This is a genomic window from Gordonia malaquae NBRC 108250, from assembly GCF_000344135.1.
Lineage (GTDB): Bacteria > Actinomycetota > Actinomycetes > Mycobacteriales > Mycobacteriaceae > Gordonia > Gordonia malaquae.
Genome location: NZ_BAOP01000032.1, coordinates 23,382 through 39,565, shown reverse-complemented (window position 1 = coordinate 39,565; position 16,184 = coordinate 23,382). Strand labels below are relative to the sequence as shown.

The following is a 16,184-nucleotide window of genomic DNA, read 5'->3' as shown; positions in this document are numbered from 1 at the left end:
TACGTCAGTCAGCGGTAGGCGGCCAGCTGCTGCGCTGCGATCGAGTGCAGTTTCTCGATGCCGAGGTTCAGGTCCACAAGATGTGAATCGAAGAGCGGCAGTTCGTTGAAGTGCTGCGGGACCACAGGCGTTCCGTGCAACCGGTGGAACCCGCTCGGGTTCACACAGTTCACCTTCCACCGACCGGGCCCGGTGGTCCACGTGGACTTCGACGTCGGGAGATCACCCGGGAACGTCGACACCTTCATCAGGAAGGCGATCATGCTCGCCGCGTACGGGCGGCTGGGCACGGTCGCGGCAGCCGGACTGTAGTCGCCGCTGAGCCTGTCGGGGTCGGTGCACGCGACCTGGAAGGCCGGACCGGTGGGCAGGTTCATCGGAGTGCTGAGCGCATCGAGGCTGCTGTTGCCGAACAACGACGGCAGGCCGACGAGTTCGGTCGAATAGGCCACCACACATCCGGTCTGTGCACGGCGGGTGCAGATGGGAGTGTTCCGGAAGTCGCCGCCGGTGGTCTTCCCGCGCGCCGTCATCACGTTGCCGCCCATCAGGAAGGCGCCGACCATCTTACGACGCAGCTCCGGCTTCGGGTCGATCTCCTCGCGGATCAGCTTGCGCAGCATCATGGTCCCCTGCGAATGCCCGATGAAGATCACCGGCCGCCCTTTGTTGTCGTCGCGGAGGTACTTCTGCCACGCGCGCTTCACATCGCCGTACGACGTGTTCGGGATGTCGCGGTTGCCGACCCACGACGCCATCATCGCCGGGCTGAGGCCCCACAGAGTCATCTGGCGGTAGACCGGCGCGTACACGCGGCACAGGTCGTTGAACGACGCCGCTTGGAAACGAGCGATCGACTGCACCGACGGGACGGGCTTCTTGTCGGCCAGCAGGGACGGTTGATCGGTGACTGTCGGGTAGACGTAGAAGCAGTCGGCCTTCTTCGCCGAGTCCGGCGTCACCGTGGCCGGATGAGTCTTCCCGGTAAGAAGGTCGGTGCGGTCGTTCTTCAGGTCGCAGGGGTCAAGACTGCCGGGACGGCACAGCCACTGCACGGCGGGCTCAGCGGCGGCCGGAGGCGGCGGGGCCACGAACAGACCGGCTACGACGGCCACCGCCGCCACGAGCGCGAACAATGGTCCGTTACGACGAAATGGCATGAATATCCCTCTCCAGGCATGCGATCTGTGACGTTCGACTACTAGACCCTGCCACAGTGACCTGACTCATGAGTAGGGTACGGCCATGTCTCTGCCCCGCAGCATCGTCGCGCTCATCGTCACCATCGGCGCCGTCGTGTCGTCCACCATGCTCGTCGCACCGCAGGCGTCCGCCGCTCCTGCCGATCCGCTGGCGGTGAGCGCGCTGCACACACGCGGCACGTCGATCGTCGACGCGGCCGGTCGCGTGGTGCTGAATCACGGCGTGAACAACGTCGACAAGGAGGCGCCGTACATCAAGGCGGGCGACGGATTCACCGTCACCGCGGCCGACGCCGCGAAACTCGCGGGGTACGGATTCAACTCCGTGCGCCTCGGCGTCTCATTCGACGCGCTGATGCCCACGAAAGGCGACGTCGACGAGGACTACATCGGACGCGTGACGGCGGTGGTCGACATGCTCGCCGACCACGGCATCCGAACTCTCCTCGACAATCATCAGGACGGGATGTCATCCCCGTGGGGCGGCAACGGATTCCCCGCATGGGCGGTCAAGTCGCGCCCCCTGCCCGGTGAGCCGAACCCCGGGTTCCCGCTGTACTACCTCATGCCGAGCATGAACGCGGCCTGGGACGAGGTGTGGACCAACCGCAACGGCATCGTCGACCATCTGGGCACCGCGCTCAAGGCGCTCGCCGCAGGACTCAAGGGCCATGCGGGCGTGATGGGCATCGAGCTGCTCAACGAACCATGGCCGGGCACCGCAGCCCTGACCTGCTTCCCGATCGGCTGCCCACTGTTCGACGTGCAGTACCAGAACACGATGTCGAAGCTCACCCGCTACGTCCGCCAGGGCGACCCCACGGTCCCCGTCTACTGGGAGCCGAACGTCACCTGGAACCAGATGATGCCGTCGTACATGGGCCTCAAGCGAATCAAGGACCGCAACGTCGTGATCGCGCCGCACGACTACTGCATCCCGTCGCAGCTCGCGATCTACCTCGGACTCCCCGAGAGTCTGCGGTCGCTGTGCTCGGCGCAGCAGGGCCTCACGTGGACGCACGTCGACGAGGTGTTCCGCCGCACCGGCAAACCGGTGGTGATCACCGAGTTCGGCGACGTCGACGCCACGGTTCTGAGTCAGACGCTCGATCGGGCGGACAAGCGATTCGTCGGCTGGATGTACTGGCACTACACGAGCGGCCAGTCGCTGTCCGGGGTCGCCCGCCAGCTCGTCCGCACGTACCCGCAGGCCACCGCGGGACGTCCCGGCGCGATGACCTTCGACACGGCCACCGGCGCATTCTCGTTCACCTACCGCCCCAACCCGGCGATCAGCACTCCGACCGTCATCTACCCGTCGTCGGTGCACTACCCGAACGGCTACACCGTTCAGGTGACCGGCGGGCAGTACGTGACGGCGTCCGACGGCCGACTCCACGTGTCCGCAGAGGGCGCCGGACCGGTCACCGTGTCGGTCACCGCGAAGTGATGCAAATCCCTTTCTGCGGCCAGTTCGGGCCGTCACGCGGGACAGTGCGTTGTCGTTCACTTTCACCAGTTACCATCCACTGGTGCTGGAAGATCTGAACAAGAAGGCGAAGAAGGCCGGACTCCACGTGGCCGTCGCGAAGAAGGCTGACCTGTACAGCATTCGGAAGGTGAAGAACGGCAAGCTCATCGCGAAGAACATCGACACCGACGAGGTTCTGCAGATCATCAAGAATTACAAGTAGCGTGTCTGCGCCCCGTCTGGTCTCGTCCGTGTTGCACACCGCGGTCGACACCATGCTGAATCCGCCGCGCAGTCTCTCCGACGTTCGACGCATCATGGACGGTCCTGCCGACCTGACCGGGAAGGCGATCGTCGTGACCGGCGCGTCGTCGGGCATCGGTGAATCCGCAGCGCATCTCCTGGCTTCCCGCGGCGCGACGATCATCGCTGTCGCCCGTAATCTCGATGCACTCCAGGCCACATGCGATGCGATCGAGGCGGCCGGCGGTACGGCGCACCCGATGACGGCCGACCTCTCCGACCCGGACGACGCCCGCAGGCTCGCGTCCGATGTGCTCGATCGGTTCGGTCCGCCGAACGTGTTGATCAACAACGCCGGTCGGTCCATCCGGCGCAGCACACTGGACACCGTCGACCGGTTCCACGATTACGAGCGCACCATGGCGCTCAACTACTTCGGACCCGTCGCCCTCATCCTCGGGCTTCTCCCGGCGATGGTCTACGCAGGCCGCGGCCAGATCGTCAACGTCGTCACGTGGGGCGTCACTGCGGGCGCGATGCCCAAGTTCGCGGCCTATCACGCCTCCAAGGCAGCCCTGGCGGCGTTCGGACGGTCGTTGGACGGCGAATGCGAGGGCACCGGCGTCGTCGTGACCAATGCGGGTTTCCCGTTGGTGCGGACGCCGATGATCGCTCCGACCGCGTCATACGACGACGCCCCCGCGCTCACGTCCGAACAGGCCGCCCAGTGGTTGCTGCGTGCTGTCGAGCAGCGTCCGGCCGAGTTGTACCCGCGCTATGCGGTGGCGTTGCGGACCGTCGGTGCGTTCTCCCCGCGCGCTGTCCACCGACTGATCGGCCGCTCCGGCATCTGAAGCACCCTTACGAATGCGCGACGATCCAGTCGGTGACCGTGCTGATCACCTCGTCGCGTTCCGGTTCGTTGAAGATCTCGTGGTAGAGCCCGGGCAGGATCGTGACGGTGAGGTCGCTGCTCCCGGCGTGGCGTTCGACGATCCGGCTGCCTTCCGGGTTGGCCAGGACGTCGGCCCCTCCGTGCAGGACGAGGGCGGGCATGGTGAGTGTCGGAAGGCGGCCGGGGAACGTCGCCATGGCACCGATGAGCGCTCCACCGAGCCCGGCCGGGATCTTGCCGTGCCAGACGAGCGGATCGGATTCGTAGGCGGCGACGACGTCCGGATCGCGGCTGACCGCTGACGCCGACAAGGCCGCCGACGGCAGCCACGGCACGAGCTTGCCGAGGATCGGCGCGATCTTGACCAGCGGCGCGGGCAGATCCGCTCCGGGGACGATCGCCGGTCCGGACAGGATCAGTCCGTCGAGCATGTCGGGGTGATCGAGAGCGTACGACAACGCGATGGCGCCGCCCATGCTGTGGCCGATGAGGAAACGTGGTCTGCACTCGGAGGCCGCCACGCCGATCACACTGTGCAGGTCGGCGACGAAGTCGCCGAAATCGGTGACGCCCAAGCGTTTTCCGGTGGAGCGTCCGTGTCCGGCATGATCGGGGATCACCGCGGTGTAACCGCGGTCGGTGATCGCCCGCGCGACGTGGTGATACCGACCTGCATGTTCACCGAGTCCGTGTGCAACGACGACGACGCCCACCGGCTCGATGTCGGGCCGGTGGACGTCGTAGACGATGGTGTTGCCGTGGCGACCGGTGATCGACGCTGTCGAAGTCTGCATCAGAGCAGAGTAGCGCCGATCACACTCCTGGTCTTCTCGGGGTCATTCCTCCTTGGCTGCGCCGATGGCGAGTTTTCCGTTCTCGAACAGCAGCGGATACAGCAGGCCACCGATCAGTCCGCCGATCAGCGGTGCGACCCAGAACACCCACAACTGCCCGGGTGCGCCGTTTCCGTTGAAGAACGCGACGGCGGTCGATCGAGCAGGGTTCACCGAGGTGTTGGAGATCGGGATCGAGATGAGGTGGATGAGGGTCAGCGACAGGCCGATCGCCAGCGGCCCGAAGCCCTTCGGCGCCCGACCGTCGGTGGCGCCGAGGATCACGATCAGGAAGAACGCTGTGAGAATGACTTCGGCGAGGATCACCGCGCCGAGGGCGTAGCCGTTGGGCGAGTGCTCCCCGTAGCCGTTCGCGGCCATGTTGCCTTCGGCGGTGAAGCCGTCCTGCCCCTTGGCGATCACGAGCAGCGCCAGGCCGGCGAGCAGACCGCCGACCACCTGCGAGACCCAGTATCCCGGCAGATCACGCCACGGCAGGCGACCGCTGACCGCGGCGCCGAGCGTGACGGCGGGATTGAAATGGCCACCCGAGATGTGCCCGACGGCGTATGCCATCGTCACCACGGTGAGACCGAACGCCAGTGCCACACCGAGGAATCCGATGCCGAGCTGAATGCTCGAACTCGTCGCCTCATCGGCGGCGACGACTTTGGCGGCGAAGATCGCGCTGCCACAGCCGCCGAAGACCAGCCAGAACGTTCCGAACAGTTCCGCCAGCCATTTAGCCGGCGTCGAGATGGTGTCACTCATACGTGCTCCTTCTCTCGTGTCCACCGACCGGCCCCGTGCTCAGTCGGTGTGAATGATTCCCAGCCGTTCGGCGACAGCCCGACCTGCGGACTCCACCATCCCGATGGGACGCAATGCGGTCTCGGCGATCACGACGACGCTCTCGACACGGCCCACGACCGCTTCGAGACGTGCGACGACGCTCGCCATCCGAGTGACCGTCTCGTCGACGCGAACCAGGGTGGTCCCGAACTTGTCGAGGGTCACCTCGAGCTTCTCGAGGGTTCCGTCGAGTTCGGCGGTGGTCTTGCCCAGGCCCGTCAGCACCGGGCCCATCTCGCTGAGGAGATCTTCCACCTGATTGACGGTCTGGTCTGCGTTGAGCGCCGCCTGCGCGAGCTTGCGAAGACGTTGCCGGTCGGCGCCGGTGCGTTCGCCGTCCGCTGCGGACTTGATGGCCATGGCAATCAGTATGACCGGTTCTTCAGCGATCGCCGACTCGGTTCGGACACAAGTCCGCATCACTCGGGAATGAATCCCTCACTGCGGTGGTTGATCCCGCTAGATCGTTCAAATTTTAAGGAAATGGAGAACGTCATGCCCGCCGTCACCGCAGACACCCTGACTCTGCCCCGCATCTCTGCTGCCACCGTCGAGCAGACCGAGCGCCCGGTGCGATCGGTCACCACCGGCCCGCGCGGACACGAGGGGGAAGGCTTCCCCGTCGTCCGCGCATTCGCAGGCGTCTCACAGGCCGCGCTCGACCCGTTCATCCACATGGATCAGATGGGCGAGGTCGAGTATCAGCCCGGCGAGCCCCGTGGCACCGACTGGCATCCGCACCGCGGATTCGAGACCGTCACCTACATGATCGACGGTCGGTTCCAGCACCAGGACTCAGCGGGAGGCGGCGGACTGATCGAGAACGGTGCGACTCAATGGATGACGGCCGGTTCAGGTGTCCTGCACATCGAGACCCCACCGGTTGAGCTCGTCGAGTCCGGCGGAACGTTCCACGGCATCCAGCTGTGGGTGAACCTCCCGGCGACCGACAAGTTCATCGCGCCTCGCTATCAGAGCCTCGAAGGCGGCCAGGTGCTCCTGCTGTCGTCACCCGACGGAGGCAGCCTCGTCCGCGTGATCGCAGGCGACCTCGACGGTCATGTCGGTCCCGGAGCCACCCACACACCGATCACCTTCGCGCACGCGACCATCGCCCCCGGGGCCGAACTGTCCACTCCGTGGCAGCCCGACTTCAATGCTCTGGTGTACGTCCTGTCCGGTCGTGGCGCCGTCGGCGCCGAGCGTCGCCCGGTCGAGGGCGGCCAGCTCGTGGTCCTCGGCGCCGGCGACCGGATCACCGTCTCCGCCGACGCGGGCCAGGACTCCAACCGACCCGCTCTGGAGGTGCTGCTGCTCGGCGGACAGCCCATCCGCGAGCCCGTCGCACAGTACGGACCGTTCGTCATGAACACCCGACAACAGGTCATCGAGGCCATGGAAGACTTCCAGGCCGGCCGACTCGGTGTGGTTCCGCCGAACGCTCTGCGCCCCCACCGCGTCCGATGAGCGACGCCTGGCGGCTGTTCATCGAGAACAGTGCGCGGCTGCAGACCGAGCTCGACGAGCGGCTCCGCGCATCCGACGACATGACGCTGAGCGACTATCACGTGCTTCTCCTGTTGTCGGAGGCGCCGGAGAGCAGACTCCGGATGCGTGACCTCTCCCAGCGCATGGTCTTCTCCGCGTCGCGCCTGTCGTACCAGGTCCGGGTCCTCGCCGACCGCGGCTGGCTGTGCCGCGAGCCCGTCCCGGGCGATCGACGAGGCAGTTATGCCTGCCTCACCGATGCGGGAGTCGCCGCCTTCACTGCGGCGGCCCGCCGTCATTCCGCCGACGTCGACGAGCTCTTCCACTCCGCACTCTCCGACGACGACGAAGCCGCACTCGCTCGAGTGATGCGGCTCGTCGCCGACGCATCGACGAAAGACGACCCGACATGAGCATGACCGTCATCAACGCGGCCGACCGCCTGCACTGGGCCAACGAGTGGCTCACGTCCCGACAGTCGTTCCCCGGCACCGGAAACTACGACCTCTTCGGCAACGCGCACGGAGTGCTCGTGATGCACAACGACGACGTCGTCGACCCGGGCGAAGGGTTGGACGCCCATCACCACCAGAACATGGAGATTCTCACCTGGGTGCTCGACGGCGGTGTCACGCACCGCGACTCGCTCGGCCACGAGGTCACCCTGGGTCCGGGGGTACTGGGACGGATGACTGCCGGAACCGGCATCACGCACTCCGAGAGGAATGCGTCGTCACGTGCGCAGCGCGAATCGCTGCGGGTGATCCAGATGTGGGTGGCACCGGACACCGACGGACTGGAACCGAGCCATTCCGAGCACGACGTGGCCGCTGCCGTCGACGCCGGGAACCCCGTTCTGGTCGCGTCCGGCCGTCCCTCCCACACGGACCTCGATGTGGCGCGGATCAACAACCGATACGCCGCACTGTGGATCGCGCGACCACTCCCCGACTCCGTCGTGACCCTTCCGGGTGCGCCCTACGGCCACCTGTTCGTCGCTCGCGGCACCGCAACCGTCGAGGTGGACGGCGAGACCCGTGAGCTCACCGAAGGCGACGCCGCTCGTCTCGTCGACTCGGGAGACGTCGTCGTCCGCTCGGGTCCGGGCGACCGCCCGGAGATCCTGTACTGGGAGATGCACACGACCTTCGATCTCGTGCGACCCTAGAAGGCATGAGTCCCAACGGCATCGCCGACCGTCTGACCAAATCCGTCACCGACCTCATGGGCCGTGCCCGCGAGGATCTCAGCACCCTCGTCGGGTTCCCGTCCGTACACCTCGATTCGTCGAAGGCCGACGCCAGCCGTGCCAGTGCCGAATGGGTGGCCGCAGCGTTCGCCGAACTCGGCTTCAGCGCCGAGGTCATCGTGACCAGCGACGGCTCCCCCGCGGTCGTCGGCCACCGGCCGGGCCCTGAGGGATCACCGACGGTGGCGCTCTACAGTCATCACGACGTGCAGCCCGCCGGTGACGATGCGCTGTGGTCGTCGCCGCCGTTCGAACTCACCGAACGCGACGGTCGCTGGTACGGCCGCGGCTCGGCCGACTGCAAAGGCAACGTCGTCGCGCATCTGACAGCGCTGCGTGCAGCCGGCGACGACCTCGCCTGCAACGTGCGGATCATCATCGAGGGCTCAGAAGAGGCAGGCGGCGAGGGCCTCGACGACCTCGTCAAGACTCGCCCGGAACTGTTCGCCGCCGACCTGATCCTCATCGGCGACGCGGGCAACGTCGCCGCCGGACTCCCGACGCTCACGACCAGCCTCCGAGGTGTCGTCAACGTGAAACTCACGGTGTCGGCGTTGGAGACGGCGATTCACTCGGGTGCTGCGGGCGGTCCGACGCCGGACGCGATGGCGGCACTCGTCGCGGGTCTCGCGTCGTTGCGCAACGACCGCGGCGACACCACCATCGACGGTGTCCCGAACGATCAGACGTGGGAAGGCGTCGTCTACTCCGACGAGCAGTTCCGCAAGGACGTCGGCGCCCTGCCCGGCACCGAGATCCTCGGCAGCGGAACGCCCGCCGAGATGGCGTGGGCGAGGCCCGCCGTCACCGTCATCGGGGTGGACGCGCCGTCCACCGCCGACTGCGCCGCGGCGATCATCCCGCAGGCGTCGGCCATGCTGAACCTGCGCATCCCGCCGGGGATGGAGCCGCAGCCCGTCTACGACGCCCTCGTGGCCCATTTGAAGTCACACATCCCATGGGGTGTGCGGGTAGACGTGGAGCCGGACGCGTTCGGCCGTCCGTTCCGAGCCCACACCGACGGCCCCGGGTATCAGGCGCTCACCGACGCGATGAAGACCGCATACGGTGTCGACGGCATCTTCTATGCAGGTCAGGGCGGTTCGATCCCGCTGTGCACCGTCCTCGCTGAGGCTCACCCGGATGCGGAGATCGCTCTCCTCGGTGTTGAAGAGCCGCTGTGCCACATCCATGCGCCCGACGAGTCCGTCGATCCCGCCGAGATCACCCGGACCGCGCTGACCGAGGCACTGCTCCTGACCTCGTTCGCTCGCTGACCGCGCGCGGGCGGCCGGTCAGCAGCGTCCCTTGGGCAGTCGGCGGAGGTTGGCGTTGAGCCACGTCCCGACCTTGTTGAGCACAGCGACGCCGTCGTCCATGGGTTCACCCGAGTAGGTGCTCATGGCGACGGCTGTCTGCGAACCGTCCTTGTGGGTGATGAGACCGAGTTGGCGGACTTCGTAGCCGCCCTTGTCGCCTGGACCCCAGCCGCCTTTCACCGCGGTGTCTGCGGGCGACTTCATCACTTCGATGCCCCAGCTCTGCACGGACGCGACATTGCCCATCAGCCCCACGATGTACTTGCTGTCGGGCAGGCACGGCAGGTTCGCCGCAAAGGTCGCCGCACCGCGGAGCGGCCACACGGTGAGACCGAATGTCTCGTCGTCCGCTTTGATCTCGACGACCTCGGTGTCGGTGTCGCCACCGTCCCGGATGACCGCCTCCACCAACTTGCGGCCCTCAGACTGCGTGCCGAGGGACCTGCGGAGGGCGAGCGCCGCATCGTTGTCGGAGTCGATGATCGCCGTTCGGATCTCAGGAGTCCGGCCGTTCTTGCGCTGCGCGGCGAGCGCCAGCGGGACTTTGATCGTCGACCACGCGACACGTTCGCTCTGGTCGCCGAACGTGTAGACCTCGTCACCTCCGACCGGCGCGAGGGCGACGCCGACGTCGGCGGGCAGGTCTTGTCGCGCGAAGCTAGCGGCGAGCGCGGCCTCCGCCCCTGACGGAGCGCTCGACGAACTCGACACCGCACTGGGCGACGTCGACACGGTGACACGGTCGGCAGCGAGGACACCGTCCTGGTCGGAGCCACCGTTCGAGCACGCCGACAGGCTCGCGACGGCGGTGACCGATACGACGGCCAGTACGGCCGCCCGGCGGGCGGACGCAGATCGCAGAATATTCACTTTTGTCCGCTTAGTAGATGTAGACGACAGCTTGATTGCCACCACGGCACGCGACGATTCCCGCGTACGGTCCGCACTGCATCACGTAGTTGCGGGCCTGTTGAGGCGCCCACCCGTTGACCGTTCTTGATTCACCGAGCGGTCCGCTCGCGACATACGAGTCGCGCACGTTGCGGGCGAACTCGCACCCGGTCCACTGCGGGTACCCGGTGCCGACGCCGTCGTAACACTCCTGGTTGTCCGCGGGCGGTGGGCCCGGCGTGTACGTCGGCGTCGGGGTGGCCGTCTCGGTGACCGTCTGTTCGCCTTGACTGTCGACGTCGGCCACGTCGGTCGGCGAGCCGCCGGCCTGCGTCGTCGACGAATCCTTCGAGCCGAGCGAGTCGGCCGCCAGCCAGGCGCCGCCGCCGATCAGCGCCGCGACGAGGATCCCGATGACCACCATCAACGCGGTGTTCATCGTGCTCCGCCCGGTCGGCACCGGACCTGTCGCGTACGGGTAGGGCTGGCCGGGGAAAGCCCCGACGGGCACCGGTCCACTCTGCATCGGGACCGGTCCGCTGGGTACCCGGTGCGGTCCACTGGCGACTGCTGCGGGGTAGTTCGGGCCCGCGACGACGGTGTGGCCGTGCGCACTGTCCGCGGGTGCGCTCGGAGCCTTCTTGACAAGCGTCAGCGCCGCATCATCGACGGGCACGATCGTCGTCTGTGCTTGCGCCACGTCCGGAGCTTCACCAGACAGGGCGCGTCGGGCGGCGCGGGCGAGGTCGCCTGCGGAGGGGCAGCGGTCCGCGGGATCCTTTGTCAGGCCCCACGCGAGGACGGCGTCCATCGGCTCGGACACCGCCGGGTTCACTGTCGACGCCTTCGGGATGTCGCCGAGCAGGACTCCCCGCATGACCGTCGACACCGACTCGCCGGGGTACGGCTGGCGTCCGGTGAGGAGCTCGAAGAACAGTGCGGCGAGTGAGTACACGTCCGACGCAGAACCCACCTCGCCGTCTTCGAACTGCTCGGGCGACATGTAGGCGACCGACCCGATGGCCGTGCCCGTGTGAGTGAGGTGGGTGTCGTCAGCGGCGTGCGCCACGCCGAAGTCCACGAGGTACGCGAAGTCGGCGTCGGTGACGAGCACGTTCTCCGGCTTCACGTCGCGGTGGACGAGACCGGCTTCGTGCGCCGAGTCGAGCGCCGCGGCGACCTGCTCGATCAGCGACACCGCCTCTTCCTGATCGAGCGCGCCGCGGTCCCGTAGGACGGCCCGCATGTCGCGGCCGTCCACCAGCCGCATGTCGAGGAACAGTGTCGACGAGATCTCGCCGAAGTCGTGGATCGGGATGATGTGCGGCTCGCCCAGGCGAGCGAGTGTCTGGCACTCCCGGCGGAACCGCTCCTGGAACGTCGGGTCCTGCGCGACCTGCGCATTGAGCAGCTTCAGTGCGACGTCACGATCTCGCGTCGTGTCGTGGGCTCGATACACCTCGCCCATGCCGCCGCGGCCGAGCAGTTCCTCGAGTCGGTACTGGCCGAACGTCTCGCCGACGCGGCTCGGCGTGTTCTCGCCCATCGATTGTCTCCTTCTTCGCAGCCTTGCCAGGCTAGGCCGCGAAGAAGGCGGACACTCACTCGAAACTGCCGTTCACCGGCGAATTCAACTGTTTGATTTAGTGCAAACGAACTAACAGGTACCGACCGGCATGGAACCGATGTTGGAACCGACCCATCGACCGACACGGTTGAGCATGGCGATCCCGTCGTCGAACGAACCGCTCGACGGCAGGGCCGCCATGCTCACCGCAAATGCGCCACGCGGGGTGGTGACGACTCCGAGCTGGCGCACGACATACTTCCCCGTTGCGTCGGACACCGGCCCCCAGCCGCCCTTCACCGCGGTCGACACTCCGCGCTGGCGCAAGATCTTCACTCCCCATTGCTGATTCGATTCCACAGCCGCCATGTGCCCGAGCACACGATTCGAGTCGGGCAGGCACGGCAGGTGCGCTCCGAAACGAGACTGACGCGCCAACGTCCACTGGGTGGCGCCCGGGTAGCTCGCGGGCCTGTCGATCTGCGACGCGACGTGCGTGCGCGGGTCATGCCCTTCGCGCAGGACCGCAGTCACCTCATCGACAGCGCGGCTGTTCGATCGCATCGAATCCCAGAGGTTCTCTGCCGCGGTGTTGTCTGAACGACGGATGGCCGCGCGGACGTCACCCGCGACTCGCGGGCCGTTCACCCGCTCGGCCGCGATCGACACCGGCACCTTGAGCGTCGACCACGCACGAGCTGTGCGGACCGGACCGAACGACATCGTCGAGTCGCCGCCGACCGGAGTGATGGCCAGCCCGACCGAACCCGACAACCCCCTGGTCGCGCGAGTGAAACTCTTCGAGAGCTTCGCCTTCGACGCAGGCGGAGTGACGTTGACGTTCGGCAGCACCGGCAAGGCGCCCGCAGCACCGGCGCCCAGCGCAAAACCGCCGGCGAGTACAACAGCGACACACGACGACACCAGACCGCGACGAATCACACAAACCCCTTCAACAACATGCGCAACACGCGTAACGCTAGTCAACTGGAGGCGAAGCGACCAAGGCGCGTGCCCCACCCGCAACGCGGGCGTTGCGGGACCGTTATCGGCCGGATGAACACTTCCCCGACGGAAGGGAGGCCAGGTGCGACGCAACCCATGAGCCCGCCTGGTTCAGAGCGGCGATTCCGGATTCCATCGACGCGCCTGCCGAGTAGGTGCTCATCGCGACGGCGATCCGCGACCCGTCACGCTTGGTGATCAGCCCGATCTGCCGGACGACGTAGCCGCCCGTCACGCTGGGTCCCCAGCCGCCCTTGACGGCCGTCGACTTCGCGCGGATCGTCTCGACGCCCCACTGCTGATTGCCGGCGACCTGGCCCATCAGGGAGATCAAGCGCCTGCTACCCGGCAGGCAGGGCAGGTTGGAAGTGAACGTCGCCGCATTCTTGAGCGGCCATGTGGTCTGCCCGAAGATCGTGAACTCACCGCGCAGTTTCTGCGACGGGACGGTGCTCTCGGTGTCGCCACCTTCTCGAAGGACCGCCGTGACCGCCTGCGCTGCCTGCTCACCACCGCCGAGCGACGCCCACAGCGCCTCTGCTGAGGCGTTGTCGGACGCGGTGATGGCCGCGGACTCTGCGGAACTCGGACCGTTCTTCCGCTCCGCGGCGAGCGCCAGGGGAACCTTGATCGTCGACCAGGCGACTTGCGGCGTCTGATCACCGAACAGGAGCGGGTCGCCGCCACCGACCGGAACGACGGCCAGCCCGACCGGCTGAGACAACGTCAACGCGTCGAAACTCGCGGCGAGCTTCGCCGACGACTTCGGGCCCGACGTCGACGACGGAGGGGCCCCGGTGGACGTCGACGTCGCGCCGGCCGTCACAGTCTGGGTCACGGTCGCGACCGTGTCCGACGACGAGTCGCTGCCGCACGCCGCCAGCGGCATCACCAGAGCCGCCGCAGCGACCAAAGACCCGATCTTCACACCCTTCGACGCCACGCGCCGCTCCCCTCAGTAAATGACGACCACGGCGTTGTTGCCGCCGCGGCACACGACGACACCGGTCTCCGGCGTGCACGACATCGTATAGCTCATACCCGTTACCGGGCTCGAGGCCACGACGGTGCGCGCATCCCCCTTCACGCCCGAACTCAGGTACGCCGCACCGACGTTCGCAGCGAAGGCACACGTCGTCACGCCGCCGGCCACACCGACACCACCACCGCACGACGACGTCCCGGGCGGCGGAGTCGGAATCACCGTGGTGGTGGGTGCAGGCTGCACGGTCTGAACAACGGTCGTCGTCGACGACGGCGACGCGTTCGAGTCCGATGAGTCACGGAAACCGACCCAATAGACGCCGAGACCGATGAGCGAGGCGATGAGCAGACCGATGAGCACCGCGAGAACGATGTGGAGTGCACGATTCCGTCCGGGTTCGCCGTATTGCACGGGATACCCCGGACCACTCGGGTACCCCTGCGGTCCCGTGAAAACCTGCTGCCCCGGGTAGCCGTGGGGACCCGAGTACGAGATGTGTTCGGTCGGCGCGTGCGATTCCGTAGCCTGCCGCTTGACCAGGGACGGTCCAACCATCGTGCGATTGAACGCGGGGTCCGCCGGTGCACCGGACAGTGCAGCACGTGCTGCGGCCGCGAGTTCACCGGCCGACCCGAATCGTTGACCGGGCTCCTTCGCGAGACCCCGCCGGACGACGGCGTCGAGCGCGGGCGGGACGTTCGGGCTGAAGGCGCTCGGTGCGGGGACCGCGTTCAACACTGTCGCCTTGACGACTGCGCTCACCGAGTCGCCGGGGTAGGGCTGTCGCGCGGTCAGGAGTTCGAAGAGCACCGCAGCGAGCGAGTACACGTCGGACGCGGGTCCGACCGGCACGTTGTCGAGCTGCTCGGGCGCCATGTAGGCGATCGAGCCGACCGCCGTCCCGGTCCGGGTCAGGTGGGCGTCGCCCTCGTGATGAGCGATGCCGAAATCGACGAGGTACGCGAAGCCGGCCGACGTCACCAGGACGTTCTCCGGCTTCACGTCCCGGTGGACGAGTCCGGCGGAGTGCGCCGCGTCGAGCGCGGCCGCCACCTGCTCGATGATGGCGACAGCGTCCTCGGGCGCCATCGCCCCGTCCGTACGGAGTCCGGCGCGCAGGTCTCGACCGTCGACGAGTCGCATGTCGAGGAAGAGCACGCCGTCGATCTCGCCGTAGTCGTGGATCGGGATGATGTGCGGCTCGCCGAGCTTGGCGACTGCCTGTGACTCACGCCGAAAACGCTCCTTGTACGTCTCGTCCTCAGCGAGTTCGGTCTTGAGCAGCTTCAACGCCACTTCACGGTCGCGGGCGGTGTCGAACGCGCGGTACACCTGTCCCATTCCGCCTCTGCCAATGACGGCGCCGAGGCGGTACGGACCGAAATCGGAGTCTTCGTTCATGTCGACGATCATTCCTCATGAGTCCGACAGTTTCGACACTCGTCTAGACGACTGTCATCCGTTCGTACGCCACTGCGCCATGCCGAGGAAGACCATGACGAGTTGCTTCTCGGCTCGCGCGACGAGGCTGCGCTCAGACGACTCCCGACCGTCACCGTCGAGGAGTTCGGCGACGGCGGTCATCATGATCGTGACGATCAGATCCGCGGCGACTTCGAGGTCTTCGGCCTCCCATGCGACGAGCGCAGGCGTGCGGGCCAGGTCGATCGCGAGCTCACGCGACAGAAGCCGGAGCTCGGTGCCGATCGCCCGGCGCACCTCGGTGACCCCACCGTGCTGTTCACGGACGAGGAAGCGGAACTGCTTCTCGTCGGACTTCACCTTCTTGAGCAGGATCGCCAGCGAGTCCCTCGCCGTCGGCATCCCGCGGCCGGCCAGATCGCGTCGAGCCTCGCGCAAGGCGCCGCGCAGTACCCGCATGGCGTCCTCGACAAGAGTGACGCCGAGGTCCTCCATGGAGGCGAAATGGCGATAGAACGCGGTGGGCACAATGCCCGCTCCGCGCGCGACTTCCCGCAGGCTGATGCTTCCGAATGAACGGTCGTCCACCAATTCGATGGTGGTGTCGAGCAGCGCCTGCCGAGTCTGTTCCTTCTTCTCCGCTCGGCTTCCGGCCACCAGAGCAGTCTAGTTCACCCGGCATTCACGCACGTCGGCACCGCCGATGAGGACACCCGGACCGGTGATGACCGACACATCGAACGCCGCTTGACACACATCCGT

Annotated in this window: 17 protein-coding genes; 7 read left to right on the top strand and 10 right to left on the bottom strand. The window is 67.0% G+C overall.

The window, feature by feature from the left end; genetic code table 11:
• Window positions 1-8: 8 nt before the first annotated feature.
• Window positions 9-1,160, bottom strand: coding sequence for a DUF3089 domain-containing protein (locus GM1_RS17430; RefSeq protein WP_008381017.1), 1,152 nt, complete (start codon window positions 1,158-1,160; stop codon window positions 9-11).
• Between the two features lie 85 nt (window positions 1,161-1,245).
• Here GM1_RS17430 and GM1_RS17425 point away from each other — a divergent pair, with 85 nt between their 5' ends.
• The 3 genes from GM1_RS17425 to GM1_RS17420 all read left to right on the top strand — a co-directional run bounded on the left by GM1_RS17425 (window position 1,246) and on the right by GM1_RS17420 (window position 3,770).
• Complete coding sequence (locus GM1_RS17425; protein WP_008381015.1) at window positions 1,246-2,652, top strand: endoglycoceramidase I; 1,407 nt, start codon at window positions 1,246-1,248, stop codon at window positions 2,650-2,652.
• Between the two features lie 82 nt (window positions 2,653-2,734).
• Window positions 2,735-2,896 (top strand): hypothetical protein, encoded by a 162-nt coding sequence (locus GM1_RS22650; protein WP_169332796.1) that lies wholly within the window; start codon window positions 2,735-2,737, stop codon window positions 2,894-2,896.
• A 1-nt stretch (window position 2,897) separates the two neighbouring features.
• The gene (locus tag GM1_RS17420) at window positions 2,898-3,770 is read left to right on the top strand and encodes an SDR family NAD(P)-dependent oxidoreductase (RefSeq protein ID WP_008381012.1); all 873 of its coding nucleotides are present in this window, start codon (window positions 2,898-2,900) and stop codon (window positions 3,768-3,770) included.
• A gap of 7 nt (window positions 3,771-3,777) precedes the next feature.
• Here the strand turns inward: GM1_RS17420 and GM1_RS17415 are convergent, their stop codons facing one another.
• Genes GM1_RS17415 through GM1_RS17405 form a run of 3 tightly spaced genes read right to left on the bottom strand, consistent with a single transcriptional unit; the run spans window position 3,778 to window position 5,856 of the window.
• Window positions 3,778-4,605, bottom strand: a complete 828-nt coding sequence (locus GM1_RS17415) for an alpha/beta hydrolase (protein WP_008381010.1) — start codon at window positions 4,603-4,605, stop codon at window positions 3,778-3,780.
• Between the two features lie 42 nt (window positions 4,606-4,647).
• Window positions 4,648-5,415, bottom strand: a complete 768-nt coding sequence (gene aqpZ, locus GM1_RS17410) for an aquaporin Z (protein WP_008381009.1) — start codon at window positions 5,413-5,415, stop codon at window positions 4,648-4,650.
• A 39-nt stretch (window positions 5,416-5,454) separates the two neighbouring features.
• On the bottom strand, window positions 5,455-5,856 hold the full coding sequence (locus tag GM1_RS17405) for a hypothetical protein (protein WP_008381008.1): 402 nt from the start codon (window positions 5,854-5,856) through the stop codon (window positions 5,455-5,457).
• 135 nt (window positions 5,857-5,991) lie between these two features.
• On the opposite strand from GM1_RS17405, the gene GM1_RS17400 reads away from it, so the two are divergent.
• From GM1_RS17400 to GM1_RS17385, 4 genes are read left to right on the top strand one after another with little or no spacing between them, the layout of a single operon-like run.
• Window positions 5,992-6,963, top strand: coding sequence for a pirin family protein (locus GM1_RS17400; protein WP_008381006.1), 972 nt, complete (start codon window positions 5,992-5,994; stop codon window positions 6,961-6,963).
• On the top strand, window positions 6,960-7,397 hold the full coding sequence (locus GM1_RS17395) for a MarR family winged helix-turn-helix transcriptional regulator (RefSeq protein WP_008381004.1): 438 nt from the start codon (window positions 6,960-6,962) through the stop codon (window positions 7,395-7,397). Before GM1_RS17400 ends, GM1_RS17395 begins: the two co-directional genes overlap by 4 nt.
• A complete protein-coding gene (locus GM1_RS17390) occupies window positions 7,394-8,152 on the top strand; it encodes a pirin family protein (protein ID WP_008381003.1) in 759 nt (252 codons plus the stop codon). The genes GM1_RS17395 and GM1_RS17390 overlap by 4 nt, the downstream gene beginning before the upstream one ends.
• A gap of 5 nt (window positions 8,153-8,157) precedes the next feature.
• Window positions 8,158-9,510 (top strand): dipeptidase, encoded by a 1,353-nt coding sequence (locus GM1_RS17385; RefSeq protein ID WP_008381001.1) that lies wholly within the window; start codon window positions 8,158-8,160, stop codon window positions 9,508-9,510.
• Between the two features lie 18 nt (window positions 9,511-9,528).
• Here GM1_RS17385 and GM1_RS17380 read toward each other — a convergent pair whose 3' ends face one another.
• From GM1_RS17380 to GM1_RS17355, 6 genes are all read right to left on the bottom strand, one after another.
• Window positions 9,529-10,422: a serine hydrolase gene (locus GM1_RS17380; protein ID WP_223291327.1), complete on the bottom strand. Its 894-nt coding sequence runs from the start codon at window positions 10,420-10,422 to the stop codon at window positions 9,529-9,531.
• 10 nt (window positions 10,423-10,432) lie between these two features.
• Window positions 10,433-11,989 carry a serine/threonine-protein kinase gene (locus GM1_RS17375; protein WP_008380998.1) on the bottom strand — a complete coding sequence of 519 codons (1,557 nt, stop codon included), beginning with the start codon at window positions 11,987-11,989 and terminating at the stop codon, window positions 10,433-10,435.
• Between the two features lie 111 nt (window positions 11,990-12,100).
• Window positions 12,101-12,952, bottom strand: coding sequence for a serine hydrolase (locus GM1_RS17370; RefSeq protein ID WP_008380996.1), 852 nt, complete (start codon window positions 12,950-12,952; stop codon window positions 12,101-12,103).
• A 103-nt stretch (window positions 12,953-13,055) separates the two neighbouring features.
• Window positions 13,056-13,904: a serine hydrolase gene (locus GM1_RS17365; protein ID WP_052005461.1), complete on the bottom strand. Its 849-nt coding sequence runs from the start codon at window positions 13,902-13,904 to the stop codon at window positions 13,056-13,058.
• Between the two features lie 66 nt (window positions 13,905-13,970).
• Entirely contained in the window at window positions 13,971-15,401 is a 1,431-nt protein-coding gene (locus tag GM1_RS17360; protein WP_040520579.1) for a serine/threonine-protein kinase, read from the bottom strand.
• A gap of 54 nt (window positions 15,402-15,455) precedes the next feature.
• Window positions 15,456-16,079 carry a TetR family transcriptional regulator gene (locus GM1_RS17355; RefSeq protein WP_008380993.1) on the bottom strand — a complete coding sequence of 208 codons (624 nt, stop codon included), beginning with the start codon at window positions 16,077-16,079 and terminating at the stop codon, window positions 15,456-15,458.
• Window positions 16,080-16,184: the final 105 nt, after the last annotated feature.